An 11,689-nucleotide genomic window follows, 5' to 3' on the forward strand; every position below is an offset into this window, starting at 1 on the left:
ACTTCGTCGTTTCGATATCGTTATAACGGATCGGCGATCGGAGTGGTCTCGATATCGTAGCGGAAGTGCGCGATATTTCTCCTGAGACCAAAACTCTGGTCTTGACTGGTTATGGAAACGTTCAGTCGGCCGTGACCGCAGTCAAACTTGGTGCAACTGAATTTTTGAGCAAACCCGCCGACGCGGACGAAATCCTTGACGTTCTCGGTGTGGCAAACGCATTAAAGTTGTCTTCAGGGGATGCCATCAAATCTGCCGAGCTCGTTCGCTGGGAGCACGTGACCAGCGTGTTTGCGGAAACCGGAAACAACGTCTCGGCGACTGCCCGTCTCCTCAACATGCACCGTCGAACGCTGCAACGAATGTTATCTCGCGGGCGGTCGGAAAAAATAAGTGTATGAGCTTCAACACGAGGTTTCGGTCGATGGGAGGTTCGCGGCCACCTTGCCAGCAGTCGCTCCCTCGCGATCTGACAAGCACCATTCTACGTAAGGTCAATACAAAGGAAATGTGATGTCCGATCGAAAGAAAATTGCAGTTATAGGGGCCGGGATTGCAGGACTGACCTTCGCACGATCGCTGCATGGCATTGCTGACATTACGATCTTTGAAAAGAGCCAAGGTGTCGGAGGCAGAATGGCAACCCGGCGTGCCGGCGAAATCACGTTCGATCACGGCGCCCAGTATTTTACCGTCCGCGACCCCTTGTTCCACGCTATGTTAGAGCCGGCACTCGAACTCGGCTTCGTCGAAACGTGGTCAGGAACCATCGGCTCCTCATCGATGGGCTCCGCATCAATCATCGACGAGAGCGATCGTGCCCCAAGATTTGTCGGCGTACCATCCATGACGGCGCTTCCTAAGTGGATGGCACATGGATTGGACATCCGGCTAGGCGTGACGATTGATGCTATCGAAGGGAGCCCGTGTAACTGGAGACTCGCCACTGGTTACGAGCGAGCTGGTCCCTTCGACTGGGTTGTCGCCGCCTGTCCTGCTCCCCAGGCGATGGCCTTGATGCCTGCGAACTACAGCGGCTTTCGAGCCGCAGCGAGCACAAAGATGAATGCTTGCTTTACACTGATGCTCATCCTTCAATCGCGTGCCTTGGGACGCCACTGTGCGGTGCGCTATGACGACGAGGTGATCGCATGGGTCGCCGACTGCACGTCACGCCCGCAACGCTCGCCTTTGCCGACGATTGTCGTTCACTCGCAAAACCAATGGGCCGATCGACACGTCGATGACGACTTGGAAGTCGTTCGTACGGCCATGCTCGATAGCCTGGCTAGACTGCTGCCCGGCGTTCCCGAAGGTGTTCTCTCGGCTAACGTCCATCGCTGGAAGTTCGCCAATGTACAGACAGTCAGTGAAAGTGACGTTCTTATGGACCTTGAAAACGGTCTTGCTGCATGCGGGGATTGGACGATTGGCAACAGAGTCGAAGCAGCATTTCTAAGTGCAACTAGGCTTTCCAAAGCGATCGGAGAACGGCTCTGACAGACATGGCCGATCCGGATGGCATGACTGCCCGCGTGTCGGACTTCACTTTCAGTTTGCCGCAACGAAGATAGGAAGCCATTGTCTCTGGTCAGAGCGGCAGAATCGGCTCGACTGTAGTTAGAGTGAAGATCCCCGGTCGGGCAAGTTGCGTGAAACTGCCAGGAAAAGCGTTGGGTTTGATTTACCCGATGTTTCCGAGTTGAGATCGAGCGGCTGGAACCGCTTTTTTCCGGTTCTTCAACGTCAGATCGAGCTGGTGGGATGCTAAGCCGACGATCGCAAAATGAAAGCCAGTTGTTAACCTCAGCCTAAGGTCGACGCCTATGGTTGAGACTGACTGCCGACCAAATCCCGTAGTCCAGAGAGGGCTTTAAAGTCTTCCGCACAGCACTTGTGGATCGACTTCGGCCGCCATAGCGCTCAAAGCGTGTCCGGGGCAGAGTTCCAGAAATGCACTTGCGCCAGCCTCCCTGCAACTCTCCAGACACCTGGCCCATTCAACTGTATGCGAGATTTGATCAGCGAGCTTAATCTGAGCTGACGTGAGATCAAGCACCGAGGCGCCGTCGATACCACTGAAGAGAAGAATCCCGCTCGGAACCTCAGGGCAGATGGCTGCTTTTGCTAGAGAAGATGCAAACGCGGCAGATGCGTTTGCGAGTCTTGGCGTATGTGAGGCAACATGGACTTTAAGACGGACAATACGCTCGGCGCCGCTGCGAACTGCCTCTTCTTCTAAAGTTTGGAGGACGGCGACTGTGCCCCCTACGACGAATCCATTGCCGGGATTGGCGATCGCAATTGCAGTTTCCTGCGCGCGGCATAATCTTGCGACTGCCTCCCGCTTCATTCCCCGGACAAACGTCAATCCTTCGCGACCGCGACTTGCTAGTTTCATCGCCTCCGCGCGCCGCGACGAGCCGGAGCGCCTGTGTCCCGCTGATGAGCCCCGCCAGCGCCCAGGCAGCAACTTCACGGACGCTGTATCCAGCGACTAAACGGCGCTTGGGCTCGTTCGCCGCGACGGAGATGACAGACAATGTTTCCGGGGAATGATGCTAATTGGCGTCTTCTAGGTCCGGCCACTCCGCACTGGCGTTGCCGCCGGTTAGCGTTCGAACGCGCCCGATACCTAAAAAAGAGAAGATCTATTCAGACCGAGAAAATGCCGGGCCGATAATTCGGCCCGGCGCTCGAACTCACATCTTCGGAAGAAGTACCTTATCAACGACGTGGATCACGCCGTTCGACTGCTTGACGTCAGCGATCGTCACGGTAGCAGTTCCTCCCGCCTCGTCGGTGAGCGTGATCTTGCCCATGTTTTCCTTGGCCTTCAAAACGCAGCCGCCGACGGTCTTGATGTCATGTTCGCCGCCATCATCCTTGATCATCTTGGCGACGGTGCTGGCCATGGCATCAGCGGCGACCACGTGGCAAGTCAGAATTTTGACGAGCTTGTCCTTGTTCTCTGGCTTGAGTAGGGTCTCGACGGTCCCTTTGGGAAGGGCATCAAAGGCTTCGTTGGTCGGAGCAAACACGGTAAATGGCCCCTTCCCTTCAAGCGTCGACACCAGGCCCGCAGCCTTGACGGCAGCGACGAGCGTCGTGTGATCCTTCGAATTCACAGCGTTTTCAACGATGTTCTTGTCCTCGAACATCGCCGCTCCGCCAACCTTAGGGTTGGCGGCATATGCAGCCAGGCTGCCTGTCATCATACTGGCCAACGCGACTGCCGAAACTACCAGAAATTTCTTCATGATCATCTCCTCTCAATGCCGGCCTCTTGGCTCGGTAGAGGTTCTACGAATGACCGCCGCTCCGGTTCAAAAATCAGACAAATATAGTGCAGCATGATCTGAACGGCAGGTAGTGGGAAGGTCTGCGGTTACTCGGCCGATGAATACTGAAGTCAAATCCCGAGGATTGGCTGTATCAACCGCAAAAACCTGCTCTTGAAGCGTAGGGGCGCCTCGGTCACTGCAAGACATATACAGTCTCTGCCAGCATCAGCTTTCGGCTGATGCGTCAAGCTGTCGTCGGCCATCTCTACATCGCCTCGCGCAAATCGCGAAACCTCGTCGCTAAAACTGCCGTCAAGCACAAGCGTTAATTCAACGCCTCGGTGAGAATGCTCCGGGACCGGCTGACCGGCCGGAATCTTGAGCAGTCTCACTGTCGTTGTTTCGTCGCTGGTCGGTATCATCATTTGGGCAGCGCCTCGACCGAGCTGGCGCCATTTCAGGCCTCCGGCTGCGTCGATATAGGTCCTCAGCGGCTGCGGGTACGTGTGATCAGACGACGAGCCTTTCTTAATGGGCACAACCTTGTCGATCTGACCCGCATCGATCTTAGCTTTGAGACTCTCCCAGCTTTGTGACACCGCGGCTTCATCAGCAGGTTCGCTGTCAATAAAATAACCGCCAACGCTTTCCAGCATTGAAAGCTTTGAGCGGCATGCCGGGCATAAGGCAAGATGAGTCGCCACAGCAACGCTCCAGCCTTCAGCCAGGGTTCCGGCCGCATATTGCTGGAGCATGTCATCATCCAGATGATGTTCGATCATTTGGCCTCGTCCTGAAGCGCTACGCGCAGTTTCTCGCATGCAAGCCTAATCCTTGATTTCACCGTTCCAATTGGGAGGTTTAGTTTTTCCGCGATCGTCGAATGGGTGAGCCCCTCGAAAAACGACATGCGCAGCACTTCCGCATATCTGCCCTTCAATGTCGTCATCGCGCCGCGCAGCGCTGCAGCACTTTGCTGACGCTCGATTAGCGAGTCGGCGGCCTCAAACTCATCCGGGACGAATGCCGGATCGTTTGGATCGAATTCAGGCTTTATCGCTCTTCGAACAGAGTCGATCATCTGATTTCTGGCGATCGTGAATATCCACGTTGACGCCTGGGCCTTGGACGGATCGAAAAGCGCCGCCTTGTGCCAGACGCGCATCATCGTTTCCTGCGCCAGCTCCTCTGCGAGTATCCGGTTTCCTCTCGTCATCTTGACCATGTAAGAGCGTACGCGCGGATAGAAGTGCCTGTAAAGGAGTTCGAACGCCACGATATCGCGTGACTCTGCCACAGCGGACATCAGCGCTTTAATCCGCTCGGCATCTAAGCTAACGGTCTCTTCCTCCAATTTCCCGACCTTTCGCGCTCCGTCTGAAGACGACCACACTTTCGCGTCAGCGCATGTGGTTCGAAGTACTCCGATTTGAAGCGGCATCTGCATATTCATGGCGTAACCTACGCATCAGCTTGCTGCTGGATCAAAAAAATGAACTCTAAAAATTCGCCTCCAAGTCTTTGCTTGGCCTTCGATAGCGCCTGCCGGCCTACGTCGCGTGCGGACATCAGAGGCGCGCCACAGCCCCAAAGATCCGATATGTGACCCAAAAACCGACACCTGATGCTGCCGCTGACAAGACTGTTCCCCAAATGAGGTCGGCGACCGTCAAGACAGTCGACCAGTTTCTTAAGGTAGACTGGTTGGTCAGATCATAGGTGGCATAAGCCATGAAGCCAACGGCTGCGCCGTAGATGACTGCTGTCGTCATTGATCCTGACGTCAAACCCGTCCGGACAGCGAGGAAGGTCAACCCCGCGGCGTAAATCAGGTAAAATGCCGCAGCAGGCGCCAATCGGAACTGCGGCGCAAGCATGTCGCCCAACGTTGGTCGATAGAGACGGTCGGCCATGGCGCTCAGCCAGACAAAATCGATGGCAACGAAGGCGATCAGCGTTGCGGTATATGCGGTCAGGTACGTTTTCATACGGGGCCCCCAGATGGATTTCCAAGCTCAGTTTATGCGTGTCCAGTCCACGCCCTTGCAGATTAGACCGGCGATGACACACCCTTTCGTGGTCATCCTGGCGCCGTCGACTTTGACGGTAAGCTTGTAGCTCAGATCGCGTTGCGGATCGAAAGCGGTGCCGGAATAGCTGCCCTCACTGTCCTCCTTGATCGACATGACCAGTTTGTCGCCTTCCTTCTCTTTCGGCGTACCGGGCTTAATCCATGTGTTGACCGCGCAAAGATCAGCGCCGCAAGGTGCAATACGCACACGCGCATTCCCGTCTCCGCGGGCCCAGTTGCCGTTTATATCGGCGGCTTCAGCAGGGAATACAGCTCCAACAAGAACAACCGGAATTGCCCAGGCAAACGATTTGGTTGTGTTCCTGTCAAAGAGCGCCTTCTTAGGCATGCTCGATCGTATAAAGTCCAACATTGATGCTTTCCTCCTCAAACCCTGCCTCGCAGTAACAAAGATAGTAGTGCCACATCCGCTTGAACGTCTCGTCGAAGCCGAGAGCGGCGATAGCCGGCCAATTCGCGTGGAACCGTGTGCGCCATTCCCGCAGGGTACGAGCGTAGGATTTGCCGAAATGTTCGACTTCCGTCAGCTTGAGCCCTGCGTCTGAGACAGCGTCCCGGAGAGCTGCGTCGGACGGCAGAAATCCGCCAGGAAAGATGTATCTTTGGATGAAATCGGTGCTGCCGCGATAGGCGTCGAACCGGCTCTCTTCGATCGAGATGACCTGTAGCAAGGTTCGCCCGCCTGATGTCATGCACCGCTTGATCATCGCGAAGTAATCCGGCCAATAGGCTTCACCGACCGCTTCGAACATCTCGATGGATACGATACGATCAAACTGACCGTGAAGATCACGATAGTCTTGCAGCCGCAATTCAACCTGACTTGTTTTACCCGCCAACTCTACGGCGCGGTTCGCCCACTTGAGTTGCGAGGGCGACAGCGTTAAGCCCATCACATGTGAATTTGAATGTGTGGCTATGTCGAGCGCCAGAGCGCCCCATCCGCAACCGACCTCGAGGACGCAATGCCCATCCGACATGTCCAGCTTGTCGCGAATGAGCTGGAGCCGATTTTGCTGCGCCGACTCAAGAGTCTGAGTTGCACTCTCGAAGACGGCCGATGAGTACAGCATCGAGCTATCAAGCCAGTGCTTGTAGAACTCGTTGCCCAGATCGTAATGGGCTTCAACGTTACGGCGGCTACCACGCCTGGTATTGGAATTCAGGATATGACGCAGGCGGCTGACAAGCCTTGCTATCCAAGTCCCGGACAGAGCAGGCGACAAAAGCGTCGCGTTTGCGGCCACCAAACGTATTAGCGCCGTCAGATCTGGCGTGGTCCAATCTCCGTGAATATAGCCTTCCGCCGCTCCGAGATCGCCCGACACAGCGAGCCTGCGAAGTGCACCCCATCGGCGGATCACAATTGTCGCGTCCGGTCCGTCCTCAGTTCCTCGCTCTGTGACGTGTTCCCCTTCCGGCAGGATGATCGTCAACCTGCCCCGCCGAAGGTCTTTAATCAGCCTACCAAATAAAACACCACCAATGCCAACCTTCGGCCGCTCGGCCGGAGCTGCGATCGGTGGGGTGGTAGTTTCGTCAAATTGCGCCATGGGATCCTGCCTCGAGAACTTGGGAATTTGCACGACAGGAAATTGACTGGTCTCGTCCAAGAGGCCATGACGTTCTGCTTGTAATCGTCATGCCATCACCTTCTGGTCGGCAGCCATCAAGTCAAACGGTCGTGCCGACGGGATGCGGACGATGCGGCCGCTTTCATCACTGACTTCCCATGGGCGCCGCACGCCGCCGAGATCTTCGGCGACGGCGAGACCCGCCTGAATGCCGTCCTCATGGAAACCAGAGCCGAAGTGTGCGCCGCAAAACCAAGTCTTTCGTATGCCCTGAAGTGACCAGATTTCGCGCTGGGCCCGGTCTGTGGCGAGATCGAAAACCGGATGCTCGTAAGTCTCTGTTGCGATGATCGAATCGGCGCGCGGTGGACGGGTCGGATTGAGCGTGACGAAGGTGGGGGGCGCAACACCGAGAGGCTGCAGCTTGTTCATCCAGTAGGTGATCGATGGCTTCGCCTGATCCCGCCGGTTCGAAACTCCTCTGTCGGCGACGTAGTTCCAGCTTGACCAGGCTGCATGGCGCCTTGGCATGAAGCCGGTATCGCCATGCAGAACCGCCTCGTTCCGAGAATAGCGAAAGCTTCCAAGGATCCTGCGCTCCTCTTCGGTGGGGTCGGCTAACATCCGGAGCGCCTGGTCCGCATGCGTCGCAACGACAACGTCATCGAACATATAGATTTTTCCAGATGCGTCGCGCACTTCGACGTGATCGCTGAGGCGGCGGATATTTCTAACTGGCGTCGAGAGCTTTACACGGTCAGCGAAACCAGCAGTCATCCGCGCCACATACTCCCGACTGCCGCCCCGGACCGTGCGCCACGCTGGTCTATTCCAGAGAGCAAGAAGTCCGTGATTGCAACAGAATTTGACAAAGCTGGCTGCAGGATAGGCGCCAACCTCCATCGCAGGCGTCGACCAGATCGCCGCCGCCATCGGATAGAGGTGGTCCTCGCGAAATGCGCGTCCGTAACCGCTCCGATGAAGATAGTCGTTTAGAGAAATGCCGCCCATTAATGGGAGATCGCGCGGTGCGTTGCGATAAAAGCGCAGAAGATCGCGCATCATCGACCAGAAGCGGGGATTGGCGACGTTTGACCACTGGGCGAACAGGCCAAGTCCAGTGCCGCCGGAATACTCGAATTGCCCTTCGTTGAGGGATACTGCGAATGACATATCGGAGGCTGCTGTCGAGACGTCCAGTGTGTCGAACAGCGCCGTGAGATTGGGATAGGTCACTTCGTTGTAGACGATGAAGCCGGTATCCACCGCAACCTTGCCGCTGTCAGCCTCGAATTCTACGGTGTTGCTGTGACCGCCAATGCGATCTGCGGCCTCGAACAGGGTCACGTCATGATTTTTTGCCAACAGCCAAGCGGCGGAAAGACCTGAGATTCCGCTGCCGATAATCCCAACCTTGATGCGGCATGATCCGGCAGCGCGAGCTCCAAATGCCATAGGTATCCTCTCTCTATAAATTTAAGAATTGACGATCTTTACGGACTGAATTCGCAGCGGTTCTCTCAAGCGAAGATTTTTTCGCATTTTTTGATTGCGGTCCGCAAACCGAGTTGCCGCAACCGGCGTAGAGGCGCTCGGAAGCAAATCGTTCTCGGGAATATGATGGACATCAATCCTCTAGTGATCATCGCGATTGGGCTCTCTGTGGCGATGGCTGGCGCGTGGGTGATACAGCGCACGACCGGCCTCAGCGGCTGGATTGACACGATTTGGTCTCTGGCTGTGGGGGCCGGCGGCATCGCGGCGGCAATCTTCGCCGATGGTAATACCAGTCGTCGCATAATGGTGCTGATGTTCGTGGCACTCTGGTCGCTCAGGCTCGCCAGCCATATTGGCGCGCGCACCAGAGGTGCGAAAGAGGACCCCCGCTACGCGAAATTTATCGAGGAGTGGGGCGATCGCGCGCCATGGCGGCTCTTCGTGTTCTTGCAAGTGCAGGCGATTGCCGCTTTCGTTCTTGTCTTGGCCGTCTATCTGGCAGCAGCCAATGGCGAAAATCTCCTTCGCACTCTGGATTTCATTGCCATCGGGGTTGGCTTTATTGCCTTGGGGGGCGAGGCGGCTTCGGATGCCCAATTGGCTCGCTTTAGGAAGTCCCCCGGCGCCAGAACAGGCGTTTGCGAGCTGGGTCTATGGCGCTACTCCCGCCATCCAAATTATTTCTTCGAATGGCTGTTCTGGTGCTGCCTTCCCCTCTTTGCGCTATCTGGGTCGATATGGAGCTGGTTATCGCTGTTGGCTCCGGCCATGATGTATTGGCTGCTTGTTCACGTCTCCGGTATTCCGCCCCTTGAAGATTATATGCTGCGAACGCGCGGCGCTAGGTTTCGTGCCCAACAGCAGCGCGTCAACGCCTTCTTCCCCGGCCCGCGCCGCAAACCCTCGTCCATTCCCCGCGGAGACGCTCCATGAACATGCTGGCTTTTGCCATCAACACCGCTGAACGCACCCCCATACCAGACGGGATATCCCTCGCAGCGATAGATTTACTTTGCAGCAGGATGAAACGACGGCTTTTGTCGACAACCAATGAGGCTGAACAGGCTTTCGTGGATGAGATGGATCGCTTTCCCGTCGCCACTCATACGGTAGAAGCCAACCGTCAGCATTACGAGGTACCGGCAGAGTTTTTCGCGCAAGTCCTCGGTCCGCAGCGGAAGTATTCCTGTTGTCTTTATCCCGACGCCACGACCTCACTTGCCGAAGCGGAGGCGCTCGCGCTCGCGGAGACCGTTAAACATGCTGAAATCGAAGATGGCATGGAAATCCTTGAGCTTGGTTGCGGCTGGGGTTCGCTTTCGCTCCACCTTGCACTGAAATTTCCGAAGGCTCGTATTCTCTCAGTATCCAATTCGGCGTCGCAGCGCTCGCATATTCTCAGCGTCGCAAACATGCATGGCATCAGCAATCTCGACGTCATCACTGCCGATATGAACGAGTTTGAGACCGACGAGCGGTTCGATCGCGTGGTTTCAGTGGAGATGTTCGAGCATATGTCGAACTGGAACGCCCTACTCCATCGTATTCGCGGCTGGACCAAGCCGGACGGCCAGCTCTTCCTCCACGTCTTCACTCACAAGAACAGATCCTACCGCTTCGACCGCGGCGATCCTGCAGACTGGATTGCACAGCATTTCTTCACAGGTGGAATCATGCCGGCTCACGATCTGCCACATAGGTTCGACAATCTTTTCCGGGTAGAAGCGGAATGGCGTTGGTCTGGACTGCACTATCGCCGCACTGCGCTCGACTGGCTTGCCAATTTCGATCGAGGCATTGAACAGATCCGGCCAATTCTTATCGAGGTATACGGGGCTGGCGCTGCCCTTTGGCAGCGCCGTTGGCGGCTGTTTTTTCTTTCCACCGCGGGGCTGTTCGGTCACGAAGGCGGCGACATCTGGGGTGTCGGCCACTATTTGATGGGACCCGTCAGATGAACGCTATCGATCGACTGCAAGACCCCTTGACGCAGGCTACGGTCACGATCGCTTGGGTGATCATCGCAAACAAGCCATTCTATCCGTTCTATGTCTGGTATCTGGTAGGCAATGGAGTGCCTGCGTCACTTTGGACGCTGGCAGCCGCTCCGCTCATGCTGATGAGCCCTGTTCTGGCGAAGCGCTCGCCGCTAGCTGCTAGAATCGCGCTACCCCTTATTGGAACACTCGATACATGGTTCGAGACGAAGCTGTTCGGCCAGAACTCCGGAACAGAATTGTTTTTTGCGGCCTGCATCATGTTGGCGGCAATTTCGTTCCATCCAGACGAGAAATGGTGGCAGCGAGGAATAGCTGCCTTCGTGTTCGTCGTCTTTGTTGCTTCGCGATCATTCATTGGTGCGCCGTTGCACGTTTGGAGCGAAAGTGATCTTTCCACGCTATTCAGTCTCAATGCGTTCGCTGTCGCGAGCCTGATGACCTTTATCGGGCTACGATACGCGGGGATTTGGCGCCGATCAGAGACATCAGGAACTCGGGTGCAAATTAACGATCAAGGGAGGTCTCAATGAAAAATCATCTTCGTAGCGTACGGCCGCTGCTTCTCGCTCTCGCCGTTGTTGTGTCGGCAACGTGCCTCGCTCGGGCCGAACCCGATGTCGTGAAGGTCGAACCAGATCACTACCGCGGCACCTGGCTGGAAATCGCCAGAAGACCGATGTACCTGACCGACGGTTGTGTTGCCGGCTACTCGTCATATCGTCAGGGACCGTCGCCTAGCGAGATCCTGATCGAGGATGGTTGCAGGGTGGATACACCGAAAGGACGCTTGAAGACCGTCAAGGGTATCGGTACCATCACCGATTATGAAACGACCAACGCCAAAATGCGCGTCCGTTATCCTTGGTTCATCACATTCAATTACTGGGTTTTGTACAAGTCACCGGATAAATCCTGGTTTATAAGCGCCGACCCGTCAATGACCAACCTGTGGATCTACGCGCGAGCAGTACCTTCGAAGAGCAAACTTCAACGCATGGTCCGGAAGGCGAGCGAGTTGGGTTACGACGTGCGTCAGCTAGAGTTCCCCGCGCAGTGATAATTTTTGACTATGAAGCCTGTGAGTTCGGGCAGGTTCAGAGAGTGAACTGCCCCCACTTTCGACCGGACACTCAGCATAAGCAGGAAGGCTCAAGCACAGGCTTGAGGATAAGCTTATGTCTAACGAGTTTCGACAGGTTGATCTGATGATCGGTGACGTCCGGCGGCGACGCTGGACAACGG

The 11,689-nt window shown here is 56.0% G+C and carries 14 protein-coding genes; 6 read left to right on the forward strand and 8 right to left on the reverse strand.

Annotated elements, in window-relative coordinates:
* The first annotated feature begins 29 nt into the window (after positions 1-29).
* A complete protein-coding gene (locus AC1DJO_RS28365; protein ID WP_112445430.1) occupies positions 30-401 on the forward strand; it encodes a response regulator in 372 nt (123 codons plus the stop codon).
* 112 nt (positions 402-513) lie between these two features.
* Entirely contained in the window at positions 514-1,500 is a 987-nt protein-coding gene (locus AC1DJO_RS28370; RefSeq protein ID WP_112445432.1) for an NAD(P)-binding protein, read from the forward strand.
* A gap of 373 nt (positions 1,501-1,873) precedes the next feature.
* Here the strand turns inward: AC1DJO_RS28370 and AC1DJO_RS28375 are convergent, their stop codons facing one another.
* From AC1DJO_RS28375 to AC1DJO_RS28410, 8 genes are all read right to left on the reverse strand, one after another.
* The gene (locus AC1DJO_RS28375) at positions 1,874-2,401 is read right to left on the reverse strand and encodes an ACP S-malonyltransferase (protein ID WP_477973968.1); all 528 of its coding nucleotides are present in this window, start codon (positions 2,399-2,401) and stop codon (positions 1,874-1,876) included.
* A gap of 301 nt (positions 2,402-2,702) precedes the next feature.
* Positions 2,703-3,260, reverse strand: coding sequence for a fasciclin domain-containing protein (locus AC1DJO_RS28380; RefSeq protein ID WP_405049597.1), 558 nt, complete (start codon positions 3,258-3,260; stop codon positions 2,703-2,705).
* A gap of 152 nt (positions 3,261-3,412) precedes the next feature.
* Complete coding sequence (locus AC1DJO_RS28385) at positions 3,413-4,066, reverse strand: ChrR family anti-sigma-E factor (protein WP_112445434.1); 654 nt, start codon at positions 4,064-4,066, stop codon at positions 3,413-3,415.
* Positions 4,063-4,638, reverse strand: a complete 576-nt coding sequence (locus AC1DJO_RS28390) for a sigma-70 family RNA polymerase sigma factor (protein ID WP_112445662.1) — start codon at positions 4,636-4,638, stop codon at positions 4,063-4,065. Before AC1DJO_RS28390 ends, AC1DJO_RS28385 begins: the two co-directional genes overlap by 4 nt.
* Before the next feature lie 214 nt (positions 4,639-4,852).
* Positions 4,853-5,272, reverse strand: a complete 420-nt coding sequence (locus tag AC1DJO_RS28395) for a DUF2177 family protein (RefSeq protein WP_112389424.1) — start codon at positions 5,270-5,272, stop codon at positions 4,853-4,855.
* A 27-nt stretch (positions 5,273-5,299) separates the two neighbouring features.
* On the reverse strand, positions 5,300-5,704 hold the full coding sequence (locus AC1DJO_RS28400; RefSeq protein ID WP_442208117.1) for a DUF2147 domain-containing protein: 405 nt from the start codon (positions 5,702-5,704) through the stop codon (positions 5,300-5,302).
* A complete protein-coding gene (locus tag AC1DJO_RS28405; protein WP_112445664.1) occupies positions 5,697-6,929 on the reverse strand; it encodes an SAM-dependent methyltransferase in 1,233 nt (410 codons plus the stop codon). Before AC1DJO_RS28405 ends, AC1DJO_RS28400 begins: the two co-directional genes overlap by 8 nt.
* Positions 6,930-7,016: 87 nt before the next feature.
* Entirely contained in the window at positions 7,017-8,405 is a 1,389-nt protein-coding gene (locus tag AC1DJO_RS28410; protein ID WP_112445436.1) for an NAD(P)/FAD-dependent oxidoreductase, read from the reverse strand.
* Between the two features lie 162 nt (positions 8,406-8,567).
* Between AC1DJO_RS28410 and AC1DJO_RS28415 the strand changes: the two genes are divergently transcribed.
* Genes AC1DJO_RS28415 through AC1DJO_RS28430 form a run of 4 tightly spaced genes read left to right on the forward strand, consistent with a single transcriptional unit; the run spans position 8,568 to position 11,504 of the window.
* Positions 8,568-9,380, forward strand: coding sequence for a DUF1295 domain-containing protein (locus tag AC1DJO_RS28415; protein ID WP_112445438.1), 813 nt, complete (start codon positions 8,568-8,570; stop codon positions 9,378-9,380).
* Entirely contained in the window at positions 9,377-10,405 is a 1,029-nt protein-coding gene (locus AC1DJO_RS28420) for an SAM-dependent methyltransferase (protein ID WP_477973969.1), read from the forward strand. The genes AC1DJO_RS28415 and AC1DJO_RS28420 overlap by 4 nt, the downstream gene beginning before the upstream one ends.
* The gene (locus AC1DJO_RS28425; protein ID WP_112445442.1) at positions 10,402-10,977 is read left to right on the forward strand and encodes a hypothetical protein; all 576 of its coding nucleotides are present in this window, start codon (positions 10,402-10,404) and stop codon (positions 10,975-10,977) included. Before AC1DJO_RS28420 ends, AC1DJO_RS28425 begins: the two co-directional genes overlap by 4 nt.
* Entirely contained in the window at positions 10,974-11,504 is a 531-nt protein-coding gene (locus AC1DJO_RS28430) for a lipocalin family protein (RefSeq protein ID WP_112445444.1), read from the forward strand. Before AC1DJO_RS28425 ends, AC1DJO_RS28430 begins: the two co-directional genes overlap by 4 nt.
* Positions 11,505-11,689: the final 185 nt, after the last annotated feature.

It is taken from the genome of Rhizobium sp. 05N430, assembly GCF_056396985.1.